Raw genomic sequence first — 24204 nt, forward strand, 5'->3', positions numbered from 1 at the left:
AGGCCCGGTCTCGCATCCTGCGGACCGGGCCTTTTCCTTTCGGGAAGTCAGCCGTTGCGGGCGAGGAAGCGGCGGCGCGCGCGCATCAGCATCACGCTCAGCACCAGCGACACCGCCATGATCAGCGGGTAGCAAAGGATGATCGCCCAGGCGATGCCGAGCGGCCCACCGATCACTTCCTCGCCGACGAAGGCGAACACGGCGGACCCGATCGTCTGGCCAAGGAAGTTCTGCGCCAGATTGAACAGCGCGACGATCTTGCCGATGTGGTGGCCCGGCGTGATCTCGGTGATGATCGCGAAGGCGGCGATCGGCATCGAGCCGATCAGCAGATTGGACAGCGCGAGGCAGACCCACACGCCGGTCGTCCCCTGCACCGTGAACATGCCGATCACCGGCACGATCTGCAACGCCTGCAACCAGATCGAGATCTTGAGGATCGCATCCCGGTCCCCCGCCAGCGAGCGGCGGTCGATCAGGAAGCCGGCGCCGAGCGAGCCGATCGCCGAGCAGATCAGCGCGATCGTCCCGGCGGTCGGGCCTACCACTTCCGGCGGCAGGTGATGCTGGCGCTCGATCGCCGGGGCGAGCCACGCGCTCCACCCGGTATTGGCGAGCGACCACAACACCGCCGCGCCGAACACCAGCACGTAAAGCCCCGTATTGCCGCGCATGTGACGCAACGAATCCTTCAGCCCGGCGCTCTCACCGGTATCGACGTCGACGCGGCGCGGCTCGCGGAACAGGAAGATCGTCAGGCCCAGGCACAGGCCGAACAGGCCCGGCACGACCATCGCGAACTGCCACGGCTCGATGCCGCCGAGGATCGGGATGCTGCTTGCCCCGCCCGACTTGGCGAAGCCGTAGAGCGCGCCACCGATCACCAGCGCCAGCGCGGAGCCGACCAGCGGCGCAGTAGTGTAGATCGCCAGCGGCCAGGCGCGGCGTTGCGGCGGGAAGCTGTCGCGGATCATCGACATCGCGCAGGGCTGAAGCGCGGCCTCGCCCACCCCCAGCCCCATGCGGCTGACGAACAACATGCGATAGGAGGAGGCGAAACCGGCCAGCATCGTCATCCCTGACCAGCCGATCACCGCCGTGCCGAGCAGCGTGCGGCGATTGAAGCGGTCCGCCGCGAATCCCATCGGGATGATCATGATGCTGTAGAGCGTCGCGAAGGCCGCGCCTTCCAGCAGGCTGATCTGCACGTCGCTGATCCCCAGCGAGGCGCGGATCGGATCGACCATCGAGCGCATCATGTTGCGATCGACGAACGACAGCACGAACAGCAATGTCAGATAGGATAGCAGCAGCCACGGCCGCCTCCCGCGCGGATAGGCCGCCGCGTCCTTGGCCGGGCCGTCATCGCCGGTCGCTACGCCATGCATCATTCCACTCCTGCCTCGTCCCGCACATGAAACACGCACTGAACTGGATCGAAATACGCGACCAAGTATCGTAATACGATACATATCGCGCGAAGGCTGCGCAATCGGGAAAGCATTTCCGACGCTGTTTCCTTCGCGAAAAATGCGACGAAAAAGACGCGGGCGAAACGACCGGGCGTTACCTCGCCCGTCAGCTGTCGTCGCGCGCCGCTTCGTCCTTTTCGAGCGCCACCAGCGCCGCGCGGAACGCCGCGAGTTCCTCCATCAGGCGGGCGAGGCGCTCCTTGCCGAACGCCTGGCGATAGCCTTCCACCAGCACGCGGGTATGCTCGGCCGTCCTGTCGACCAGCGCGCGACCCGCGTCCGTGATCGCGATGATCGAGCGGCGCTTGTCCTGTGGATCGACCTCGCGCTCGATCAGCCCGCGCTCGCCCAGTTCCTTCAGGATGCGCGTCACGCTCGGGCCGTGCAGCATCGCATTGGCGGCGAGCGCGGCGATGTCCAGCGGCCCCTCGTCGGTCAGCACGCGCAGCACGCGCCATTGCTGCTCGGTGACGTCGGCGGCGCGCAGCTTCGGGCGGATCGGCGCCATCGTCGCCTCGCGCGCGGCGAGCAACAGGCCGGCGATGGAATGGCGATAGGGCGGCAGGCCCCTGATCTGGTCAGACATCGCCGCAGCCATCGCACAAACCGGCCGCCCGGCAAATAGCCGGCGACACCCGCATCCCGCTCAGTTGCCGTGCCCCACCAGCCGGTTGCGCAGCACGCCGATCCCTTCGATCTCCAGCTCCACCACGTCGCCGTCGTCGAGAAAGGTCAGGCTCTCATAGCCGCAGCCGTCGCCCACCGTGCCCATCGCGATCAGGTCGCCGGGATGCAGCGTCTCGTCCTGCGAGATATAGGCGATGGTGCCCGCGATCGAATGCTGCCCGCCGCCGGAGGTGGTGCGCACGCGCTCATCGCCGTTGACGCGCGCAATCATCGTCAACGCCTCCGGATCGGCGATCTCGTCGACGGTGACAATACAAGGCCCAATCGCATTGCCGGTGTCGAAATCCTTGCCCTTGGCCGGGCCGAAACGAAATTGCGTCTCGCGCGACTGGAGGTCGCGCGCGGAGAAGTCGTTGAAGATGGTGTAGCCGAAAACGGCGTCGAGCGCATTTTCCGGCGTCAGGTCGCGCGCGGGGCCGCCGATGACGACGGCCAGCTCCAGCTCGTAGTCCATCAGCTTCGCGGCGCGGGGGCGGATCACGTCCGCATCGGGGCCGACGACGCTCATCGGATTGCCCTTGTAATAGAGCGGCTGCTCGAACCACACCGGCGGAATCTCGAACAGGCCGGCGGCGCGGAACTTCTCCAGCGTCGCCTCCGGGTCAGGCGTCGCCCTTGCACGGAGCTGCATCGCGGCGGCGATCGCCTGCCGCACATGCTTCTCGTAATTGCCGCAGTCGCGAATTTGCGTCGGGCGGGGGAGCGGCGCGAGCAGCGTCACTTCGCCCAGCGCGATCGTCTCGCCGCCCGCCATCAGCCGCGCGATCCGCTCCAGCCCGGCGCGGCCGGCGGCGATCACCGCGAGCATGTCGCCAAGCACATCGCCGCCGCCGTCGCGCGCGGTGGCGGCGGCGATGTCGAACACGCGGTCGCCGCCGAGCAGCACGCCGGGGCGCGCCTGCCCCGCGCTATTGCGGAAAGTCACCAGCTTCATCGGACGGCTCCACGCAATTGATCCACCAGCCCCGCCACGTCGCCGGGCAGCGCATCGCCGCGCCAGCCGACATGCAGGTCCGGGCGGGAGAGCAGCAGGTTGTGACGATAGACGCCGGTCCGCTCATCCGCCGCGACATCGATCACCGTCAGCGGCATCCCGACCGCCGCCGCCGCCCGCTCCAGCGGCAACACGTCGATCGCCGGATCGAAGCGCAACAACGTGTAATCCCGGCCGAAATCGTCATAGGCGGAATTGCCATTACGCCGCCAGAAATGCGGGGTGCGGCATCCGGGCACGGTCGATTGCTCGAACCCGGCCATCGAATAGCCCGGCTGCGCCTCCCCGTCGTAGGCGATGATATGGGAATCGGGGTAGAAATAGCCGAAGTTCAGGCCCCCGCAGCAATATTGCTGGACGTTGAGCGCATAGACCTGCCGCCCCAGCGCCGTGCGCGCCGCCTCGCCCTCCGGCCCGTCCAGTTCCACCGCTTCCGGCACCGCGCGGCGATGCGCGATCGCGCTCAGCGCGTGGTTCATCGCGAAATGCGACACCTGCTCGGTGATCGGCAGCCGCTCCGCCTCATAAGCATCGAGCAGCCGCTCCCCACCCCAGCCGTCCAGCGTCGCGGCGAGCAGCCACGTCAGGTTCATCGCGTCGGCGATGCCAGCGTTCATGCCGAAGCCGGCATAGGGCACCCACAGGTGGGCGCTGTCGCCGCAGATGAAGATGCGCCGGTCGCGGAACCTGTCGGCGACGAGACGGCGGCCGATCCAGTCCTCCTTGCTGATGATCTCATAGTCGAAATCATCGCCCACGCCGAGGATGGCGCGGATCGAGGCGTCGCGGTCGATCGCGTCGAAATCCTCCTCATGCTCGTAGAGGTAGTTGTGGATCAGCCACGTCTCGCGCCCGTCGATCGCCACCGTGTTGCCGGAGCGGCGCGGGTTGAGCGACAGGTTCATCCAACCCGGACGCCCCCGCATCATCTCCAGCAGGCGCGGCGCGCGGATGTAGGTGGATTGCACGCGCTGCACCACCGCGTCGCCCGACAGCTTCGCGCCGATGATCGAGCGCACCCGCGAGCGGCCGCCGTCGCAGCCGACCAGATAGCGCGCGGCGAGCGTCTCGGTCGCGCCGCTCGGCAGGTCGCGCACCGTGACGGTGACGCCGTCCGCGTCCTGCGTCGCCTCGACCAGCTCGGTCTCGTTGCGGATCGCGATCAGCGGATTGGCCGCCGCCTCGGCGAAGATCAGCGGCTCCAGATAGATCTGGTTGATCCGGTGCGGCGGCTCCGGCGTCGGCCACCAGGTATCCGGCCCGGTGAAGTCGGTCCGGCGCTCGGCGCGCGCGGGGATCGGGATGCGCGTGATCTCATGCCCCTGCGTCACGCTGGTGCGATAGACGCAATCGTTGGGATAGTCCGCCGGCAGGCCGGCATCGCGCACAAGGTCCGCGAAGCCCAGCCGGCGAAACGCCTCCATCGTGCGCGCGGCGACATGGTTGCACTTCACGCTCGGCGGCTCGCCGGCCTTGCGCGTCTCGACGACCGTCGAGCGCACGCCGCGCCGCGCGAGGTCCAGCGCCACCACCAGCCCGACCGGGCCGGCGCCGCTGATGATAACCTGCGTATCGCCCGCCATCACTGCCACGCCACGAACGCGCAGGACGATCCGGTGCCGCCCTCGGTGCGATAGAGCGTCTGGTATTCGACCTCGCGCATCTTCAGCCCCGCCTGGCGCATCGCCGCCGAGGTGGCGATCCAGCTCTTGCACTCCGACGTGCCGGCCATCAGCTCGTTCTGCGGGATGGCGCAGAGCGCCGCCTCGTCGTCGCTGGCGAGCGCGTCGAGGAAGCGGCGATCCCATTCCGGGTCGACCACGAAATGTGTCAGGCCCCCGGTGGTGAGCACCGCGACGCGCGCGTCGCTGTCCCACGCCTCGATCGCGCGGGCGACCGCGCCGCCGAACCGGTAGCAGCGCGCGGCGGACGGGCTGTTGTCGTAATACCAGCAATTCACGTCCACCGGCACGTTCGGCTTCACGCAATCGCGCATCACGTTCTTGTAGAGGAAGCCGTAGGCGTGCGGCAGGCCGTACATCAGCGACTTCTCGTTCCGCACGGTCGGCTTCTCATGGCACAAGGTCACGTCGAACGAGCCCTCGCGCACCAGATGCCGCGCGATATGCCGGCCGAAGGCGCGGTCGCCGGGGAAGGCGACGCGCTCGTCGGGCAGATGGCCGTGGTCCGACAGCTCGATGCCGATCGGCAGCCGCGCATTCTGCTCGGCGGTGCGCGGCAGGTTGGGCAATTCGTCGGCGGCGATCACGGCGAAGGCCGGCACGATATCCGAGAAGAATTCGTGCTGGTCGTTGCCGATCATCACCACGACGTCGGGGTCCGCCTCGCGGAACAGCGCGTGGAGCTGGTCCATCGCCGCGAACGACGCCTCCAGCGCGGCGCGGCGCGTGTCGATCGCCAGCCGCTCGCCGATCTTCTCATGCGCGCGCGCCGCCTCAAGCTCCGCATAGGGCAGCTTCTTGCCGTGGAACCACAGGGGCACGCCGTCCTTGCGGTCACGATCGCCGCGAAGATCCCAGTCCTCCGCCATGGTGTGAAGCTGCGGCGTATGCGCGCAGCCGATTCCGAGCACTATCCGGGCCATAAATCCTCCGCGCGCAGGTGCTTACCGGGTCGGCTCAGGCGCCGACCGAGATGCGGTTGGTGAGCTTGCCCAGCCCGTCGATCTCCACGTCGGTCAGCTTGCCGTCATAGAGGTTGAGGTAGGTGCCGATATTGCCGCGCGGGTGCTTCTCGGTGCCCTTGGAGGCGGTGCCGGTGTGCAGGCAGTCGCCCACCTCCATCGTGAACCACTTGCTCGCCTCGGAGATGACGCGCTCGACCGGGAAGAAATAGTTCGCGGTGCTGTCGTCGGCATAGCATTCGCCGTCGATATAGCCGCGCACGCGCAGCGCGTTGGGGTTGGGAATCTCGTCCTTGGTGGTGAGCCACGGCCCCATCGCCGCGAAGGTGTCGGCGCCCTTCGACTTGCTGTGATAGATGAACAGCAGATAGGTGTCCTCGCCGCCCTCGAACTTCGGGCGCCACGCCAGATGGTGCGGCTTGATGACTTCCGGGCGCTGCTTCAGCGCGATCGAATCCTGCGAGAATTTCACGCCGCTCGCGGTGACGTCGTTGGTCAGCGTATAGCCGAACACGTAATCCAGCGCCTTTTCGGGCGGCACGTTCTTCGCGTTCCTGCCGAACACGATCACCGGCTCCGGCTCGGGGATCGACTGGCCGTGATCCTTGAGCAGCTCGATCGGCTTGTTGTGGCCGGTCAACGCCGAGCGGCCCTTGGTGAAGAACATCGGCGCGGTCATCGGCTTGACCGCATATTGGTTGAGGTTGTTGTTGTTGACCGCGCAGCCGAGGATCTTCGACGGGCGCGGGTTGGGCGCCATCCAGTCGGCGTCGGCGAGGTCGATGACCGGCAGGCGGCTGGCGCGCGCGGCGTCGATCGCGGCGGCGGCGGCGTCCAGACCGGCGTTGCCGGCCTCGATCAGATCCTCCATCCACGGGAAATCGAGCGCGACCGCCTTGTCGTCCGCGACGCGCGCGATCACGGTCGGCTTGCCGTTGATCCTGATGGTGCCCAGCTTCATGTTGCTCTCCTGTGCCTGCCGCGGGGGCGGTCAGATGGTGTGTTCGGCGTCGGGTGCGATCATCCCCATCGCCACCTGGAACTCGCGCTTGATCTCTTCGGGTTGCCCTACCTGATGCGGGTAGTGCGGCTGGTTGAAGCGGTAGGCGAGCTTGCGGCCCAGCTCCCAACTTTCCTCCAGCGTCATCGAGGTGGTGAATATCTCACGGTGCTTGATCGGCAGCTCGACGCATTCGTTGCGCGCCGGATCGCGGACCAGGCCCTTGGGATCGCGACCCTCGGCCACCGCCTTCATATTCTCGTCGAAGGCGCGGCGGAGCATGATGATGCCGAGATCGCTCTGCCCGAGGTGCTCCTCGGTGCGGTCGGCGATCGCGCCCTGCCCGGCCCAGGCGACGATGTCCTGGTTGAGCACATGGCTGGTGATCCACTCGCCGCGTTCGTCCTTCACCGGCCCGTGCCAGTAAGGTACGCGCTGCTGGACATAAGGCTCCTGCCCCACGGGCACGCGATGGAACATCCAGGTGATGCTCAGCGTGTTCTCGTCATCCACCGGCACGCGCCATTCGATATGGTCGCCGAGGAAGAAGGCGTTGGGCCAAAGCGCGGTGGAGCCGACCGTCCAGTGCTGGCTGTCCTTGTCGGTATCCTCGCGGACGCGGCGGTAGATATGGCCGAACTCGAACTCGTCGAACTTCAGCTCCAGATGCTTCGGCCCGTAGCTGCCGTCGCCCGACAGGCGCGACGTCCAGTTGCGGTGCATCCATTCGAAATGGACCGGATCGAGGCTGTTCTCCTGGCACTGGAACCAGTTGCACGGCACATCGGCATAGACGACCTGCCGGAAGCCGTTTTCCCAGGTGAACGGCTCCCAGTTCGGCACCAGCGGCGCCGGGTCCGGCCCCATATAGGCCCATAGCATCCCGGCCTTCTCCTCGACCGGATAGGCCTTGGTGCGGATCTTGTCACGAAAGCGCGCCTTGGGGTTGGCGATGTCCTCGTAAGGCTGCTCGAGGCACTGGCCGCTCGCCCCGAAGCACCAGCCGTGGTAGCTGCACCGCAGGCCGTCTTCCTCGATGATGCCGAACGCCATGTCGGCGCGGCGATGCGGGCACTGGCGGTCGATCAGGCCATAGCTGCCGTCGCCCGCGCGGAACGCCACCAGCGATTCGCCCAGCAGCCTGACCGGCTTGATCCCGAGATCGTCGATCTCGGCGGCGGCGGCGAAGGGATGCCAGTAGCGGCGCAGCAATTCCCCCATCGGCGTTCCAGGGCCGACGCGCGTCAGGCGCTCATTCTGTGCCGGACTGGCCATCTTCCTCCTCCCCAAAAGCCGGTTGAATCGTCCCGCTCCGGCTATCGATCAGTATCGACATGCGCAACACGATGATCTATTTGTTGCACATGTCGCAACAGGATTTGTCCGCGAGCAAAGACCGCGATCCGCGCCGGCAAGCGCCGACCGCCGGGCTGGGCAAGATCGAGGCGGTGGCGACCGCCACGGCGATCATCGACTTCCTCGCCGAGCGCGGCCGCAAGGTTTCGGTGCAGGACGTCGCGACCATGCTGGGCATCACCAAGTCGCGCGCCTCGCGCCATCTCGCCAACCTGGAGCAGCTCGGGCTGGTCGGGCGGCAGGGAAGCCGGGGCTATGAGCTTGGCTGGCGGCTGGTGCGCTGGGGGCATATCGCGGCGGGGCGGCTCGATCTCATCACCCTGCTCGACGAATATCTCGTCGCGTTCGCGCGCGAGGCCGGGCTGACGGTGCTGCTATGCACCGATGCCGGCGGCGACGCGGTGGTGGTGCGATCGATCCCCGCGCCGCAGGCGATCCATATCGACGTGAAGCCGGGGCTGGTGCTGACCCTGCCGCACTCCCCCTCCGCGCGGATCGCCTTCGCCTTCCAGTCGCGCGAGCGGCGCGAGAAATTGCTCGGCCACCTCTGCGCCCGCGAGACCGATTTCCGCATCGCCGACCGGCAGGAGTTCATGCGGCAGATCGCCGATATCCAGCAGCATTACGTCTGCTGGACGCGCGACAAGTTCAACCTCGGCCACGGCGCGGTCGCCGCGCCGGTGTTCGATCAGGACGAGGAATTGCGCGCGGTGGTGACGGTGATGATCCCCAGTTCCGAACTGGGCGAGCACGGCCCGCCGCGCCGGCTGATCGAGGCGCTGCTGCGCTGCTGCGCCTCATGCTCGCAGCGGCTCAACTCGCGTCTCCATTTTCCGGCGGGGTGAATCGGGCGGGCGCCGCCGCGCCCGGCCGGCGAGGACTTACACCGCCACCTTGCGCGCGAAATCCCCGGCGCTCGCCTTCAGCACGGCGAGCCGGCCGGAGAGCGAATCGAATCCCGCGCCGAACGCGTCGATCTCGCCCGCCACCGCCTCGGTATCCTCGCGGATCGCGGCGATCGTGCTGGACATCGAATCCGCCGCCAGCGCGGTCTCGTCGACGGCGGCGGTGATCGCGGTGACGGTCTGCGCCTGCGCCTCCATCGCGCTACGGATGCGGTTGGCCGAATCCTCGACCTCGGCCACCGTCGCCTTGATGCTGACGTTGGTCTCCACCGTGCTGCGCGTGGCGGACTGGATCGCGGCGATCTTGCCGGCGATGTCGTCGGTAGCGCGCGCCGTCTGGTTGGCGAGGCTCTTCACCTCCTGCGCCACCACCGCGAAGCCGCGCCCGGCGTCGCCCGCCCGCGCCGCCTCGATCGTGGCGTTGAGCGCGAGCAGGTTGGTCTGCCCGGCGATGTCGCGAATCAGGCCGAGGATCGATTCGATCGACTGCGCGTGATCGGACAGCATCTGCGACACGCCGACCGCCGCGCCGGCCTGCGCGCTGGCGCGATTGGCGATCTCGGCCGCGACCTCAACCTCGCCGCGCGCATCCTCGATCGCGCGGATCAGGCCGGCGGCGGTGAGCGCCGCCTCGCGCATCGCGACGGCGGACTGCTCGGCGGCGGCGGCGACCTCGCTCGCCTTGCCGAGCACGCCGCGCGTCGAGGAGGAAGCGCCCGAGGCGAGCAGGCGGAGCGCCCCGCCCTCCGACGTCGCGCTTTCCACCGTGGCGGCGATCCCGTCGTGGAACTCGCTCGCCAGCCGGTCGCGCGCGACCTTGCCGGTGAATTCGAGATAGGCGGAATAGATCGCGACCGTGATCTCCCCCTCCAGTGCCGAAAGCCGCATCAGCGTGTCGACCATGCCGACGAGTCGCGGATCGTTGCGCTCGATCCGCCGCATCAGCACGTCGAGCGCCGCGCGGTCGCTGGCGCTGATCATCGAGAGCAGCGCGGTCTTGGACACGTCGGCGGCATAGGCCGCCGCCACCGAACGCTCGATCGATTCGATCCACGCCCGGCCGGCGGTGTCGAGGAAACGGTGCCGCAGGAAGACGCAGCCAAGATCGATCATCTTCTCCGTCTCGTCCGGCGCCCATGATCGCTGGTCGGCGAAGCAGCGCACCCATTGATCCCAATAAGCGGCGGCGACCTGCCGGATCTCCGGCTCGATCGCGGCCCAGACGTCGCGGCTGGCGGCCAGCAGGGTGCCGTCGGCGTCGAACACCTTCAATCTGCCGGCGATATCCACCGTCGCGGCGATCGATCCGGGTGCGGGCAAGTCGGTGGGCAACGCTCTGGCTCCATTCCTGATACCGCGCGAGGAGGTAACGATCACTGGTTAATCACCGGTTAGGCGGGGATCGAAACGATCGAAGCGGCCCTGCGCGCTTGCATCGCCGCGCTTGGCGTCTCATAGACCCGCCCGAACCGTCGGCTCATCGCAGGAAACACGCCCTTGGCCTCGAAACCCGCGCGTCCGCGCAGCCCGCACCTCTTCAGCGGCCCACTCCAGATTCATTATCGCTGGAGCCCGGCCATGCTGGCCTCGATCCTCCACCGCGTCACCGGCGACGGCATGGCGACCGTGGGCGCCATCCTGCTCGTCTGGTGGCTCGCCGCGATCGCGGCGGGCGGCGAGGCCTATGCCGCCTTCACCGGCGTCTTCACCAACGCCGCCGGGCATCTCAACCCGCTCGGCTGGGTGATCGGCGTCGGCCTCACCTGGTCGCTGTTCCAGCATATGATGAGCGGCATTCGCCATCTCGTGCTGGATACCGGCGCGGCGTTCGAGCTGAAGACGAACCGGCTGCTCGCGATCCTCACCTTCGTCTGCTCGACGCTGCTGACGATCGCCTTCTGGCTCTATCTGGGGATCAAGTGATGGGAACGGGAACCGAGCTTGGCCGGGTCCGCGGCCTCGGCAGCGCGCATCACGGCGTCTATCACTGGTGGCACCAGAAGGTCACCGCCGGCACCAACCTGCTGTTCATGGCGTGGCTGATGATCTCCATCGCCCGCATGCCGGCCTATGATTACGCCAGCGTCCGCGCGTGGCTGTCGTCGGCGTGGGTGGCGGTGCCGATGCTGCTGCTCGTCGCCTCGGTCTTCTACCACTTCCGCCTGGGCCTCCAGGTGGCGATCGAGGATTACGCCCATGCGCAGAACCGCGTGGTGCTGATGGTCCTCCTCAACCTGTTCGTCGCGGTCACCGCCGGGATCGCGATCTTCTCGATCCTCAGGATCGCCTTCGGAGCTGCCGCCTGATGCCCGCCGCCTATCAGATCATCGACCATAGCTACGACGCGGTAGTCGTCGGCGCGGGCGGCTCGGGCCTCCGCGCGACGATGGGCATCGCGGAGAGCGGCCTCAAGACCGCCTGCATCACCAAGGTGTTCCCGACGCGCAGCCACACTGTCGCGGCGCAGGGCGGCATCGCGGCCAGCCTCGGCAACAACTCGCCCGACCATTGGTCGTGGCACATGTTCGACACCGTCAAGGGTTCCGACTGGCTCGGCGACCAGGACGCGATCGAATATATGGTGCGCGAGGCGCCGGCCGCGGTTTACGAGCTGGAGCACGCTGGCGTGCCGTTCAGCCGCAACGACAACGGCACGATCTACCAGCGCCCGTTCGGCGGGCACATGCAGAACATGGGCGAAGGCCCGCCGGTGCAGCGCACCTGCGCCGCCGCCGACCGCACCGGCCACGCCATGCTCCACGCACTCTACCAGCAGAGCCTGAAGTATGACGCGGACTTCTACGTCGAATATTTCGCGCTCGACCTCATCATGGAAAACGGCGCGTGCCGGGGCGTGATCGCGCTGTGCATGGAGGACGGCAGCATCCACCGCTTCCGCAGCCACGCGGTCGTGCTGGCGACGGGCGGCGGCGGGCGCGTCTATCAGTCCGCCACCTCGGCGCACACCTGCACCGGCGACGGCAACGGCATGGCGCTGCGCGCCGGCCTCGCGTTGCAGGACATGGAGTTCGTGCAGTTCCACCCGACCGGCATCTACGGCGCGGGCGTGCTCATCACCGAGGGCGCGCGCGGCGAGGGCGGCTATCTCACCAACTCCGAGGGCGAGCGCTTCATGGAACGCTACGCCCCGTCCGCCAAGGACCTCGCCAGCCGCGACGTGGTGGCGCGATCGATGGCGATGGAGATGCGCGAGGGGCGCGGCGTCGGCCCGCACGGCGAATATATCTACCTGCACCTCGACCATATCGATCCCAAGGTGCTGCACGAGCGCCTGCCGGGCATCACCGAGACGGGCAAGATCTTCGCGGGCGTGGACCTGACGCGCCAGCCGCTGCCGGTCACGCCGACCGTCCACTACAACATGGGCGGCATCCCGACCAACTATCACGGCGAGGTCGTGCAGTTGAAGGACGGCGATCCGGATGCGATCGTCCCCGGCCTGTTCGCGGTCGGCGAGGCGGCGTGCGTGTCGGTGCATGGCGCGAACCGGCTCGGCTCCAACTCGCTGATCGACCTGGTGGTGTTCGGCCGCGCGACCGGCCTGCGCCTCAAGGACACGCTCAAGCCGAACACGCCGCACAACCCGCTGCCGGCAGGCTCTGAGGAGCAGGCGCTCACCCGGCTCGACCATTTCCGCAATGCGTCCGGCGGCACGCCCACCGCGCAGATCCGCAGCGAGATGCAGCGCACGATGCAGCGTCATTGCGCGGTGTTCCGCGATTCGGCGCTGCTGTCGGAGGGCGTCCAGAAGATCGAGGCGATCAACAAGGGGATGGCCGATATCGGCATCACCGATCGCTCGCTGATCTGGAACACCGATCTGGTCGAGACGATGGAACTGGACAATCTGATGGGCCAGGCCGTCGTGACGATCAAGGGCGCCGAGAACCGCAAGGAAAGCCGCGGCGCGCACATGCACGAGGATTATCCCGAGCGCGACGACGCCAACTGGATGAAGCACACCATCGCCACGTTCGACGGCTGGGGCGGCAAGGGCGGCGCGACGACGCTCGATTACCGCCCGGTGCACGATTACACGCTCACCGACGACGCGGAATATATCAAGCCGAAGAAGCGCGTTTACTGACGCCGCCTTCCCGGACGGGAACCGGAAGTCCCGCGCGAGGCCAGTGCCTTGCGCGGGACTTTTCGTTCAGCGCTCGATCCTGAAGCCCAGCATCACCGTCGCCGGCCGCAGCGGCGTGCCCTGCGCGCCGTTCGCGAGCGTGAAGGCGTTGCCGAAGGCGAAGCGGTTCCCCCGGCTGTCGGTGATATTGTCCGCCGACAGCCACAGGGTGAGATCGCGCCGCGACCATTCGGTGCGCGCCGACAGCACCGCATAGCCCCCCTGTTCGAGATCGAGATAGCGGCTGGTGCCGAGCACCGAGCGGCCGATATAGTCGAACGCCCCCGACGTCCGCATCGTCCCGCCGAACGCCCCCCAGCTATAGCTCGCCGCGCTGTGCGCGCTGAACGGCGGCGTGTTCGGCAGCCGCTGGCCGTCGGTCACATGGTTGACGGTGTAGAGCGCGGACAGGTCGAAGCGCAGGCGCGGCACCGGCACCCAGTCCGCGCTCACCTCCCCGGTCAGGATGCGCGCATTGCCGATGTTCGCGGTATAGGGCTGGCCGCGCCGGTCGATCAGGTCGGCCTGGATATCGTCCCAATGCGCATAGGACAAGGCGGCGGAGAAGTTCACGCCGGTCGGCCCGTCGCGCAGGTGCCGGATGCCGATCTCCCCCATGCCGATCGAATCCGACTTGAACTCCGCCACCCGTCCGATCCCGCGCGCCACCGCGAGACCGCCGGTACGGAAACCCGACTGGAGCCGGCCGTAGAGCGACAGGCGCGGCGCAAGCTGCCACGACAGCGCCAGCGTTGGATCGATGCGCCGCGTCATCCGTCCACGCACCAGATCGCCCGCGCGCGGCTTCAGCGAGGGATAGCCGTCGACGCGCGCCTCCGTGGCGCGCAGGCCGAGCGTGGCGGAGAGGCTGGCGGCGAGCGGTCGGGTCCATTCGCCGAATAGCGACACGTTCTGCGACACGTTGGTGACGCCGATGATCTCGGTCGGATCGTTCAACGGGCCGAGCTGGCGATTCTCCGCGTCGCGATTGCGCAGCACCGCCAGCCCGACGACCCACGATTCGCCGTTCGCGCGCGACCGCGACAGGCGCACCTCCTCCGTCAGCAACAGGTTCGATCGGGTGGTGACATAGCCGATCGTGCCCGGCGCGGCGCGCGGGGTCGCGTCGAACTGATCGTTGGCGTCATATTGGCTGACCCCGCTGACCGAGACGAACTCCAGCCCGCCCGCCCAGCGCTTGCGGATGCTGAGGCGGCCGAGCAGGATGCTGTTCCAGTAAGGCTGGGCCAACCGCGTCGCGCGCGTCAGCTCCCGCCCGTCGCCATCGACATATTGCGCGTCGCCGGCCGAGATGCGCTGCCCCAGCCCGGTGGTGTCGACCTGCCACCCGTCGCCCGCCTCGACGCGCAGCGTGACGCGGCCGCCGACCCGGTCGACCGCGTTGATCGCGCGCCGCCCGAGCAGGGGATCGTCGATATAGCCCCCATCATGCGAGCGATAGCCGACCAGCCGCACCGCCGCGACATCGCGCGAGACCGGCAGGTTGACGAAGCCGGACAGGTCGCCGCCCGGCCGCCCGCCGACGGTCATCGCCCCGCTGCCGGCGATCGCGGCGTGGAAGCTGTCGAGCTGCGCCGGGTTGGGGACGATGCGGATGATCCCGCCGATCGCGCCGGCGCCGTAGAGCGTGCCCTGCGGCCCCTCCATCACCTCCACCGAGCGGACGTCGACCAGCGCCAGGCCCGGCTCCGGCGTGGAATAGCTCATCTGGACGTCGTCGAGATAATAGCCGGTCGTCGCCTGGGTGGCGCCGTTGAAGCTGCTGTCGGCGATGCCCCGGATGAAGATCTTGTCGCGCCCCGGCCCGAGCGCGGTGGTTTGCAGCACGGGGGTGGAGCGCACCGTATCACCCAGCGCGGAGGTGGGGCCGCTGGCGGGCGCGTCCTGCGGCGCGATCGGCGTGATCGATGCCGGGAAGCGCAGCAGCGGCACGCGCTGCTTGCTGGCGGTGACGATCACGTCGGGCGCGGACGCCTGCTCGCCGGGGGGTGGAGAAACGCGCGGCGCCGGCCGGCGCTCGGCCACGCGGACGATGCGATAGCTGCGCGCGCCGATCCGCTCCGCGCGATAGCCGGTGCCGCGCAACAGCCGCCGCAGCGCTGCCTCCAGCGACAGCTCCGGCGCGGGCGGCTCGACACGGATCGTCCGCAGCCCCGGCTCCAGGCTGACGATCTCTCCGCCGGTGCGCGCCGCGAGTTGCAGCAGCGCGGCTTCGAGCGTGACCGGCTGCGCCAGCGCGGCGATGGCGGGCGGTGCGGCGATCACCGCGCCCGAGAGCGCGATCGCGAAGCTAGCGCGCCGGCCCCGCCGACGGTGCGATGATCCAGCTCCCCCCGTCATGAGAAACGCGCATTCCCGTCAATTCCGCGAAATGCGCCATGTCGCGCGGCGCGTCCCCCGTCAATCGGACGACGCCGGTAAATGGCGTGGCCGCGACGCGATCGTCCGCGCGAACGTCCCGCCCGAGGACGAGCGCGATCGTTTCCGCCGCGAAACGGATCGGCTGACCGGAAAAAACCAGGGTCCGCGCCTCGTCCGAATCGATCCGCGAGCGCACGATCCGCTGGCCGTCGAGCACGGTGAGCGCCTCACCCGCGTTCAGCGCGATTCGGTTGTTCTGCGGATCGAACAGCACCGAACCTTCGCTGACGCCCACATCCACGCCCCGCGCGCCACGCATCACCGAGAATATCGTGCCGACGTCCTCGATCTCCCAATCGCCGGCGCGGACGGTGAAGGGGCGGCCGGCGTCATGCGTGACGCGGAAGGTGACACGCCCGCTCTCCACCGCCGCCGAGCGCCGGTCGCCGCCGAGCATCACGCGCGCGCCGGAAGCCATCGCGATCCGCGTCCCGTCAGCGAGCATCAGCGAGCGCGGCGCATTGGCGACAACCTCCAGCGGCGTCCCGCCGCCGCCGCGCTGCTGAATCACCCCGATCGTGCCGACCACCGTCGCCGCGAGCACGCTCGCCGCGATGGCGACGCCACGCCAACGATGGCGCCTTGCCGGCGCGGCGAAATCCTCGTCGTCATTGGCCGCGACAAGCGGCGGGTGGCGCGCCGCGTCCCCGATGCTCACCACGTCATAGGCGCGCGCGTGGCGCGGATCGGCCTCCAACCAGGCGATGAAATCCGCCCAGCCGCGCTCGTCCATCGTCGCCTGGCGGACGTGCCAGGCGATCGCGGCGTCGAGGATCGTGTCGTCGATCTCATTCATCGCCGTCTCCGTCCGCCATGGCGTGCAACCGGCGATAGGCGCGCTGCAACAGTTTCTCGACCGCGCTGAGCGAGATGCCCAGCCGCACGGCTATCTCGCGCTGAGGCACCTGCTCGATGCGGAACAGGCGATAGGCGGTGCGCATCCGCTCCGGCATCGCGGCGATCGTCGCGTCCACCCGATGCAGCGCGTCGCGCGCCAGCGCCTCGCGTTCCGGCGTCGGCAGGTCGTGCGCCGCGTCGCCGGATTCGGCCCAATGCGTCTCCAGCGCCACGCGCCGCCGCGCCGCGATCCGCCGGTCGGTGGCGATATTGTTCGCCATGCGCATCAGATAGGCCGCAGGATTGTCCACCTGCCCGGCCGGGGTGGCGACGATGCGGAACCACAGGTCCTGCAACGCATCCTCCGCGTCCGTCGCGCTGCCGAGCCGTGCGGTAAGCAGCCGCAGCAACAGGGCGCGCTGCTCCCCATAAGCGGAAGCCAGTGCCGGCTCCGCCATCAGGCGCCCCTTCGCGGCGTGGCAGCGCACGCACCGTCATGCGTCGAATTCCAGGCCATGCGCACGAGCCATGTCCGCGATCCGCATCCGGTGCAAGGCCGCCGCCTCGCGCGGGCGCGCGCCGGCGATGTCGTCCCCCGGCAATTCGCCCGCGCCGGGATGGCACATGATGAGGTGCATCCTGCCCGGACGGCGCAGGAAGGTGGGGAAGATGCGCTCGTAATCGCCGCGGAAATCGTAATGCCCCGCGAAGCTGGAGTTGCAGGCGATACCGCGCCGCGCCGCCGCCCGGCGCAGGCCGCGCGCGTGATAGGCGCTGCCGATCGCCTTGCCGCGCCACCGACGCGCGGCGATCGCGCTCACCCGGTCGCCGCAATCGCGGACCCACGCGCCGGGAGCATGTTCCGCCACCGCGTCGAGGAACAGGCGGCGGATGCCGGGCAGCACATGCGCATGCTGGTGCGCGTCGACGAAATCGGGCGCGCGGCCCATCGCCTTGCGGAAGGCGCGGAACTGCGCGTCGATCTCGCCCGCGATCTCCTCCAGCGGCAAATCGCCTTTCGCCGCCGCCGCCGTCAGCGGATCGATCCCCGGCATCGCGCCGCCCGCCGGCACATATTCCGGCATGTCGGTAAGCGGCGCCTCGCCGGTGAGCGTGACGTGCAGCCCGACCTGCACGTGCGCCGGCAGCCCGCGCAGCAGATCGGCGTCGCGCGCCCAGCCGGGGCAGACCGCCATGCAGCTCACCGCGTTGATCCGCCCCTCGCGCGCGAGCGACGCGATCGTCTCGCTGATCGGCCGGGACAGCGCGAAATCGTCGGCGCAGACGATGAGACGCGGCATCGTCACGCCGCCACCGCCACGACATCCGCGACGGGCTGCTGGAAGGGACGCTCGCGCAGCCGGTCGCTCGACAATTGCCGCGCGGCGAGGCGGCGGGCGAGATAATCGTAGAAGAACCAGTCCCCGGCGCGCGCACCCAAGGCGAGGTAGCAAAGCCGCTCCGTCACCGTCCACCGCACCGAGGCGCGATCACGCTTGCGCGGCGCGGGCGCGCACCACAGGGCGGCGCCATAGCCGATCGAGCCGTGCGGCAGCAGCCGGTGCATCACCTCGTGATCCTCCAGCACCAGATTCCACCGTGCCGGATCGAAACCGCCCGCGCGGCGCAGCGCGGCGGTGCGGAACAATTGCCCGGCGCCGCCCGCGTGGCACTGGCTGGGGAACAGCCGCGCGACGAGGCAGATCTGGAACGTCCCCGCGATGCGTTCGACAAGCCGCGCGCGGCGCGACACGAAATAGGCCCCCGCCGCCGCGCGCCCGGTTTGCTCGATCAGCGCCTGGCCGGCGGCGAGGTAGTGCGGCGGATACCAGCTATCGGCGTCGCAGGTCGCGACATAGGGCGTCGTCACGAAGGGCAGGCCGGCGGCCAGAGCCGAAACCTTGCCCGGACGGCGCTCATGCACTAGCACATAAGGCAGGCCGTGATCGCGGGCCGCGCCGACCGCCACTTCCGCGCTGCCGTCCGTGCTGCCGTTGTCGATCAGGATCAGGAACGGCGGTTCCGACTGACCGGCCAGGCTCGCCACCGTATCGCGCAGGTAATCCCGCTCGTTGAAGAACGGCAGCAGCACCGACCAGCCCCGCTTGCGGGAGTCCCCCTCGGCTATCGCGGCGCCAAGCCCGACCGCGCCCGTGAAATCCTGAAACACGCCGCTTTCTTCCCCTGATCGACGATGTGGCCGGTTTTCCCCTCCCGGCCACATCAGCCATGACGGCGCCGCCGCGCGCGACCCGCACGGGCGCCGCGAAAAAATTTTCGCGGAAAATGGGGATGGATCTCCGGTTATCGGCTAGGGCCTCGCGGGCGATGACGCACGGCTATCTGATCGCGCTCGGCTCCAATCGCCGCGGCCGCCACGGCGACCCGCGCGCGGAGCTGCGCGCGGCACTGGCGGCGATCGGCGCGCGGCGGGTGTCGCCGATCGTTACGTCCGCGCCGCTCGGCCCGTCGAATCGCGCTTATGCCAATGCCGTCGCGCTGGTGGGGGATGCGGCCGACCCGCCCGCGATGCTCGCCCGCCTCAAGCGGATCGAGCGCGATTTCGGGCGGCGGCGCGGGCGGCGCTGGGGGACGCGGGTGATCGACCTAGACATCATCGCCTGGTCGGGCGGGGCGTGGGAATCACCCGGCCTCGTCATCCCCCACGCGGCCTTTCGCGAGCGCGATTTCGTGCTCCGCCCGCTTGCCGCGCTGATGCCCGGCTGGCGCGATCCGCTGACCGGACTTTCCGCGCGACAGCTTCACGCACGGTTGACCCGGCGGCGCGCGCTCCCTAACCGGCGTTTCGCTGGTGCGGGTCCGTAGCTCAGTCGGTAGAGCAAGCGACTTTTAATCGAGAGGTCCCGGGTTCGAATCCCGGCGGACCCACCAGCGCCCCCAGGCGGACAGGTCCGTGACGGCGCAGGCCCGGACGCGGGTAGGCGACCGGGCCTGCCGTTGGCCGTCAGCGGCAGCGCACGTTGCCGCGGTCGACCGAGCGGCCGAGCAGCGCGCCGCCCGCGCCGCCGATGAGCGTGCTGAGCGTGTCGCCGCCGATCGCATTGCCGAGCAGACCGCCGGCGAGGCCGCCGATCACCAGCCCGGTGGAGCCGTCGCTGCGCCGGCAGTAATAGCGCCCGTCGCGGCCGCGGTAGATGCGGTCGTTGCGCGTCAGGCGGCGCTCGCGATAGCGGCCGGGCCGATAGGCGCGTGAGGCATCCCAGCCCTGCCGATCGCCCTGCCAGCGATAATCGCGATGCTGCGCCATCGCCGGCACCGGCAACGCGACAGGCATCGCGACAGCGGCGGCGGCGAGGACGGCGGCTAATCTGATACGCATGGAATGTCTCCTTTTTGCGGAGACAGGAACGCCTGCGTCACGGTTTAGGTTCAATCGGGCCGCTTTCGGCCCCGTCGCTAACGCGAGCGGCCGCGCGCGCTCACCGGCCACAGATCGACCAAGGTGTTGCCGCTGACGACGTGATACCAGTCGTACAGGTTGACGGTCGGGTCGCAGTGCGGCGCGTTGAGCGAGACGATCGCGTCCAGCGCCGGAAGCTCGCCCGCCGGGTGGACCAGCGCGCCCTGCTCGTCGCCCATGAAGAAATAGACCGTCCCCTCCGCCGCGCCGGCAGCGATCAGCGGCGGCTTGGCATCGGTCGCCAGCGACTTGATGCCGGCGTCCACCGTCACCAACCCCGGCGAATTGGCGCTGATGACGCGGGTGTCGATCAGCAGCGAGGTCTCGAACGGCACCTCGCCTTCCTCCGGCGTCAGCGCGCAGGCGCGATACTGATCGTCCATGAAGACATAGGAGCCGACCTGCAACTCGGTGAACAGGCCGAGCGTCGCGTCGATGCGGTGGGTGCCGGTGCCGCCGCCGGAGACGATCGGCGGCTTGCCCCCCGCCGCCTCCAGAGCGGCGAGGACGGCGCGAAGATAATTGGCCCGCTCGCGCATCGCCGCATCGCGCTCTGCGAAACTCTCGATATGCTGCTGCGAGCCGCAATAATATTGCACGCCGCCGTAATGCAGTCCTGGCTCCGCGACGATCGCGCGGTAGAGTTCCACCGCCGCTTCCGGGCTGGCGACACCGGTGCGGTGGATGCCGGGATCGACGTCGATCAGGAGCGTCAGCGGCCGTCCGCCACGCGCCGTCACCGCCGCCGCGATGGCGCGCGCGCCGACCGGATTGTCCGCGACGCACATCAGCCCCTCGGCCCGCTCGTTGAGCGCGACCAGCCGCTCGATCCCCGGCGCGGAGAGGATCGGCGAGGTGATCAATATCCCTTCGATCCCGCTGTCCGCCAGCGCCTCCGCCTCGCCCAGCTTGGCGCAGCATTGCCCCAGCGCGCCGGCGGCGATCTGGCGGCGGGCGATCGCGGCGCTCTTGTGCGTCTTGGCGTGCGGGCGCAGCTTCAGCCCGTTCGCGGCGGCGAAATCGGCCATGCGCGCGATATTGCGGTCTAGCGCGTCGCGATCGACCACCAGCACGGGCGTGTTGAGATCGCGCCGCGATCCCTGACGGCCGACCAGATGGCGGTGGAGTTCCTCGTCGGTCATGGCCCTTGCCTCCCTAGATGCCGAACAGCCGCGCCAGATCGGCGTTGACGAACTTGCCCGCCGGATCGACCGCGGCGCGCACCTTCAGGAAATCGCCGGTGCGCGGATAGAGCGCGTGGACGTCCTCCGCGCGCAACGTGTGACGCTTGGCCCAGTGCGGCCGCCCGTTCGCGCCGCGCAGCACCGGCTCGATCCCGGCGAACAGGTCGCGCCACGGCATCCGCGCATATTGGTGGAAGGAGATCGACGCGCCGGGGCCGCGATTGAACGGCGACATCCAGATATCGTCCTCGGCCACCAGCCGGAACTCGAACGGAAAAGCCACGGGCAGCTTCTTGCGACGGATATAGGAAATCGCTTCCAGCAGGGTCGGCATCCCGTCCGCGCGGGGCAGCTCATATTCCATTTCCTCGAAGCGGATCGTGCGGTCGCCGGGGAAGATCTGCCACGCCGGGCCGACGCGGCGTGACGGCTTGCTGCTCAGCCGCATCATCAGCCGTTGCAGCGAGGGGATCAGGAAATTCGCCTTGCGGCTCAGCTCGCAGGCGATGCGGAACGGGCGCTCGTCGATATCGCTCGAACGCGGCATCAATCCTTCGCCCGCAACCGGCTGGAGGCTCTTGAAGATCACCGTGTCGGCATAAGGGAAGACGAAGAACTCGAAATGCCGCGTGGCGGCGCCCAGTTCCTGCCAGCGCTCCGCCATCTCGCCGAGCGGCCGCGCCTCGACCCGTTCCTCCAGATAATAGGCCGGCAGCACGTTGACCCGGATGCGCGTCGCCACGCCGAACAGGCCGAGCGAGATGCGCTGCGCCTGAAAGAGATCGGGGTTGCGCGCCGCATCGCAGATCACCAGCGAGCCATCCGCCAGCATCAGCTCGAACGCGAGCACCTGCGTCGAGAGGCTGCCGAGATCCTTGCCGGTGCCGTGCGTGCCGGTGGCGGTGGCGCCGGCCAGCGATTGCGGGTTCACATCGCCCTGGTTGATGAGCGACAGGCCCTCGTTCCACAACGCCTCGGTCAGCCGTGCGAGGCTCCAGCCGGCGGGCACCCAGGCGCTCGCGCGGTCGGCGGCGATCTCGATCGGCACGGCATAGTCGCCCATGTCGATCAGCGTGCCGCCCGTCTCGCACAAGGGCATGAAGGAATGGCCCGCGCCGCGCACGCGCACCTTCGACGCGGCGAGGATCGCGGCGCGCAACTCCGCCTCGCCGCGCGGCTTCGCGATCGCCTGCGGCCGCGCGTTCACGCTTCCCGACCAGTTATGCCATTCCATTCGCCCCGTTCTCCGTTGCCCGGCCTAGCTGAAGGTCGCGAAATAATGCGCGAACAGCAGGCACACTTCCCTGTTGATGATATCGGCGTCGCGGTCCGGCTCCTCGACCACCATCTCGATCGCGGCGTAGCTCAGCTCGACCGTCATGCGCGTCACCACCTCCAGCCGGCGCGGATCGGTGGCGGGGTAAAGCTCGCGCATGTGTCTGAGGAAATGCGCCGCCACCATGTCGCGCGAGCGAAAGCGGATGTCCTGAAGCACCGGCACCGCGCGCAGCGCGCGGCCGATCGCGAGGCCGCCGGGAAAGTCGCGCTGGATCGCCACCATCCGCTCGTGGATCGCCAGCGTCTTGGCGAGGCGATCCTCGAACGTATCGCCAGCGAGGCCGCCCGCGTCGGCCCAGGCGATCACCTCGTCGTCCTGCGCGCGCATCAGCCGGTCGCCGAGCTCCTTCAGCACCGCGTATTTGTTCGGGAAATAGCGATAGAGCGCCGGCGGCGAGAGGCCCGCCGCCTCGCAGATCAGGTTGGTGGTGAGCTGCTCGAACCCGATGCGCTCGAGCAACTGGCCGGCGGTCTCGAGGATCAGCTCGAACGTGTCCTGCGCGCGCGCCTGCCGGGGGCGCAGCTTGGTGGCCAGCGCCGGCTTTCTGGCGCGCGGGCGGCGCGCGCGGGCGGGGATCGCGGTATCGGTCATGCGGCGCGCGTGAGGATTACGGCGCGGCGAGTCAAATGGACCGCCAGCACGATCGCCATCGCCGCCGCCATCGTCCCCGCGCCGAGCAGCGCGCAGCCGCGCACGTCGTTGTCGCTCACCACCAGCGAGGCGAGCAGCGGGCCGATGCTGCATCCGAGCAGCGCCGCGCCCGAGCCGAGCACGGCGGCGCGACGCGTCGGGTCCGCCTCGATCACGAACGGGGTGAGCAGCGGGGCGGAGAACATCCACAGCCCGCCGAACAATGCCGAGCCGGCGAGGAACACCCCCTGCCCCGGCAACCGCGCGAACAGCAGCATCAGCGCCGCCATCGCCACCTGCGAGCCGAGCAGCGCCGGCAGCCAGCGCATCCGCCCGGCGAGCAATGTCGCCAGCGTGCCGCCCACTACCTGCGCCGCCAGCGACAGCGACAGCGCGAGGTCGGCGGTGCCGGCGGGATGCCCCGCCTGGCGCGACAGCGGCTCGACATAGATCCACACCGCCAGGATCGCGGCGTTGAAGCAGAACGCCCCGGCCAGCGCCGTCAGCCCGCGCGGAGACGGCAGGCCGCCAGGCTCGTCGACGGCGACCGGCAGCGGCTCGAACGCGCGCGGCACCGCGAAGCCGGCGAGCGCGGCGGCGAGGCTCATCGCCGCCAGCACCGCGAAGCCGCCGTCCGCGCCGTAAGGGCGCACCACCCACGGCCCGAGCGTGGCGACGACGACGAATTGCGCCAGCGTCTGCACGGTCAGATAGATCGCCGCCCAGCGCTCCGGACGCGGCGCGCGGACGATCATGGCGGTCATCAGCCAGATCAGCGCGCCGCTCGGCACGCCGTTCAGCCCGCGCACCACGACCAGCGCCCAGCCGTCGCACCACATGGTCGCGGCGTTGAGCAGCGCCATCAGCAGCCCGCAGGCGATCGTCAGCGGGCGCAGCCGGCGCGTGCCGGCCAGCGCCCCGGTCAGCCCGGCGGCGAGACCCATGGCGAGCAGCTCGACCATCCCGGCCTGCCCGATCTGCGCCGCGCTCAACCGCCCGGCATGTTCGAGCGCGCCGAGCAGCAGCGGCCCGACCCCCGCGAACATGATGCCGGTGACGCCGGCGAACAATGTCGCCGCCATCTCGATCGCGGCGGGCCGTGGACCGAGCCACGCGCGCTCTTCCGCACGAGGCCCGACGCTCATG

The 24204-nt window shown here is 69.1% G+C and carries 23 protein-coding genes and 1 tRNA gene; 6 read left to right on the forward strand and 18 right to left on the reverse strand.

Annotated elements, in window-relative coordinates; translation table 11 throughout:
• Nucleotides 1-47 precede the first annotated feature (47 nt).
• The 7 genes from F9288_RS20150 to F9288_RS20180 all read right to left on the reverse strand — a co-directional run bounded on the left by F9288_RS20150 (nt 48) and on the right by F9288_RS20180 (nt 8072).
• Nucleotides 48-1391: an MFS transporter gene (locus tag F9288_RS20150; protein ID WP_174838414.1), complete on the reverse strand. Its 1344-nt coding sequence runs from the start codon at nt 1389-1391 to the stop codon at nt 48-50.
• 187 nt (nt 1392-1578) lie between these two features.
• A complete protein-coding gene (locus F9288_RS20155) occupies nt 1579-2058 on the reverse strand; it encodes a MarR family transcriptional regulator (protein ID WP_174838415.1) in 480 nt (159 codons plus the stop codon).
• Between the two features lie 60 nt (nt 2059-2118).
• Nucleotides 2119-3093, reverse strand: a complete 975-nt coding sequence (locus tag F9288_RS20160; RefSeq protein WP_174838416.1) for a fumarylacetoacetate hydrolase family protein — start codon at nt 3091-3093, stop codon at nt 2119-2121.
• Nucleotides 3090-4736, reverse strand: a complete 1647-nt coding sequence (locus F9288_RS20165; RefSeq protein ID WP_174838417.1) for an FAD-dependent oxidoreductase — start codon at nt 4734-4736, stop codon at nt 3090-3092. The genes F9288_RS20160 and F9288_RS20165 overlap by 4 nt, the downstream gene beginning before the upstream one ends.
• Nucleotides 4736-5758: a protocatechuate 3,4-dioxygenase gene (locus tag F9288_RS20170; protein ID WP_174838418.1), complete on the reverse strand. Its 1023-nt coding sequence runs from the start codon at nt 5756-5758 to the stop codon at nt 4736-4738. The genes F9288_RS20165 and F9288_RS20170 overlap by 1 nt, the downstream gene beginning before the upstream one ends.
• 34 nt (nt 5759-5792) lie before the next feature.
• Nucleotides 5793-6758 carry a fumarylacetoacetate hydrolase family protein gene (locus F9288_RS20175; protein ID WP_174838419.1) on the reverse strand — a complete coding sequence of 322 codons (966 nt, stop codon included), beginning with the start codon at nt 6756-6758 and terminating at the stop codon, nt 5793-5795.
• A gap of 30 nt (nt 6759-6788) precedes the next feature.
• A complete protein-coding gene (locus tag F9288_RS20180; protein ID WP_174838420.1) occupies nt 6789-8072 on the reverse strand; it encodes an aromatic ring-hydroxylating dioxygenase subunit alpha in 1284 nt (427 codons plus the stop codon).
• 71 nt (nt 8073-8143) lie between these two features.
• Between F9288_RS20180 and F9288_RS20185 the strand changes: the two genes are divergently transcribed.
• Nucleotides 8144-8998: an IclR family transcriptional regulator gene (locus F9288_RS20185; protein WP_174838421.1), complete on the forward strand. Its 855-nt coding sequence runs from the start codon at nt 8144-8146 to the stop codon at nt 8996-8998.
• Between the two features lie 36 nt (nt 8999-9034).
• Here the strand turns inward: F9288_RS20185 and F9288_RS20190 are convergent, their stop codons facing one another.
• Nucleotides 9035-10390 carry a methyl-accepting chemotaxis protein gene (locus F9288_RS20190; protein WP_254620984.1) on the reverse strand — a complete coding sequence of 452 codons (1356 nt, stop codon included), beginning with the start codon at nt 10388-10390 and terminating at the stop codon, nt 9035-9037.
• Between the two features lie 165 nt (nt 10391-10555).
• On the opposite strand from F9288_RS20190, the gene sdhC reads away from it, so the two are divergent.
• From sdhC to sdhA, 3 genes are read left to right on the forward strand one after another with little or no spacing between them, the layout of a single operon-like run.
• On the forward strand, nt 10556-10981 hold the full coding sequence (gene sdhC / locus F9288_RS20195; RefSeq protein WP_302675304.1) for a succinate dehydrogenase, cytochrome b556 subunit: 426 nt from the start codon (nt 10556-10558) through the stop codon (nt 10979-10981).
• A complete protein-coding gene (gene sdhD, locus F9288_RS20200; protein ID WP_174838422.1) occupies nt 10981-11364 on the forward strand; it encodes a succinate dehydrogenase, hydrophobic membrane anchor protein in 384 nt (127 codons plus the stop codon). The genes sdhC and sdhD overlap by 1 nt, the downstream gene beginning before the upstream one ends.
• A complete protein-coding gene (gene sdhA / locus F9288_RS20205; RefSeq protein WP_174838423.1) occupies nt 11364-13166 on the forward strand; it encodes a succinate dehydrogenase flavoprotein subunit in 1803 nt (600 codons plus the stop codon). The genes sdhD and sdhA overlap by 1 nt, the downstream gene beginning before the upstream one ends.
• A 66-nt stretch (nt 13167-13232) precedes the next feature.
• Here sdhA and F9288_RS20210 read toward each other — a convergent pair whose 3' ends face one another.
• From F9288_RS20210 to F9288_RS20230, 5 genes are read right to left on the reverse strand one after another with little or no spacing between them, the layout of a single operon-like run.
• On the reverse strand, nt 13233-15491 hold the full coding sequence (locus F9288_RS20210) for a TonB-dependent receptor (RefSeq protein WP_302675305.1): 2259 nt from the start codon (nt 15489-15491) through the stop codon (nt 13233-13235).
• A 25-nt stretch (nt 15492-15516) separates the two neighbouring features.
• On the reverse strand, nt 15517-16443 hold the full coding sequence (locus F9288_RS20215) for a FecR domain-containing protein (protein ID WP_174838425.1): 927 nt from the start codon (nt 16441-16443) through the stop codon (nt 15517-15519).
• A complete protein-coding gene (locus F9288_RS20220; protein ID WP_254620985.1) occupies nt 16436-16942 on the reverse strand; it encodes an RNA polymerase sigma factor in 507 nt (168 codons plus the stop codon). The genes F9288_RS20215 and F9288_RS20220 overlap by 8 nt, the downstream gene beginning before the upstream one ends.
• A gap of 36 nt (nt 16943-16978) precedes the next feature.
• Nucleotides 16979-17785: a ChbG/HpnK family deacetylase gene (locus tag F9288_RS20225; protein ID WP_174839226.1), complete on the reverse strand. Its 807-nt coding sequence runs from the start codon at nt 17783-17785 to the stop codon at nt 16979-16981.
• A gap of 2 nt (nt 17786-17787) precedes the next feature.
• Complete coding sequence (locus F9288_RS20230) at nt 17788-18654, reverse strand: glycosyltransferase family 2 protein (protein ID WP_254620986.1); 867 nt, start codon at nt 18652-18654, stop codon at nt 17788-17790.
• 158 nt (nt 18655-18812) lie between these two features.
• Here F9288_RS20230 and folK point away from each other — a divergent pair, with 158 nt between their 5' ends.
• Both folK and F9288_RS20240 read left to right on the forward strand, forming a co-directional pair.
• A complete protein-coding gene (gene folK / locus F9288_RS20235) occupies nt 18813-19310 on the forward strand; it encodes a 2-amino-4-hydroxy-6-hydroxymethyldihydropteridine diphosphokinase (RefSeq protein WP_174838427.1) in 498 nt (165 codons plus the stop codon).
• Nucleotides 19301-19376 (forward strand) — tRNA-Lys (locus F9288_RS20240). Before folK ends, F9288_RS20240 begins: the two co-directional genes overlap by 10 nt.
• A gap of 73 nt (nt 19377-19449) precedes the next feature.
• Here the strand turns inward: F9288_RS20240 and F9288_RS20245 are convergent.
• The 5 genes from F9288_RS20245 to F9288_RS20265 form a co-directional block, all read right to left on the reverse strand.
• Nucleotides 19450-19824 (reverse strand): glycine zipper 2TM domain-containing protein, encoded by a 375-nt coding sequence (locus F9288_RS20245; protein ID WP_174838428.1) that lies wholly within the window; start codon nt 19822-19824, stop codon nt 19450-19452.
• A gap of 77 nt (nt 19825-19901) precedes the next feature.
• Nucleotides 19902-21047 (reverse strand): DSD1 family PLP-dependent enzyme, encoded by a 1146-nt coding sequence (locus F9288_RS20250; protein ID WP_174838430.1) that lies wholly within the window; start codon nt 21045-21047, stop codon nt 19902-19904.
• Nucleotides 21048-21060: 13 nt separating this feature from the next.
• Nucleotides 21061-22323 carry a D-arabinono-1,4-lactone oxidase gene (locus F9288_RS20255; protein ID WP_174838431.1) on the reverse strand — a complete coding sequence of 421 codons (1263 nt, stop codon included), beginning with the start codon at nt 22321-22323 and terminating at the stop codon, nt 21061-21063.
• Nucleotides 22324-22347: 24 nt separating this feature from the next.
• Entirely contained in the window at nt 22348-23019 is a 672-nt protein-coding gene (locus F9288_RS20260; RefSeq protein ID WP_174838432.1) for a TetR/AcrR family transcriptional regulator, read from the reverse strand.
• Entirely contained in the window at nt 23016-24203 is a 1188-nt protein-coding gene (locus tag F9288_RS20265; protein WP_174838433.1) for an MFS transporter, read from the reverse strand. Before F9288_RS20265 ends, F9288_RS20260 begins: the two co-directional genes overlap by 4 nt.
• Nucleotide 24204: the final 1 nt, after the last annotated feature.

Origin of the sequence: Sphingomonas sp. CL5.1 (genome assembly GCF_013344685.1) — a bacterium.
Classification (GTDB): Bacteria; Pseudomonadota; Alphaproteobacteria; order Sphingomonadales; family Sphingomonadaceae; genus Sphingomonas.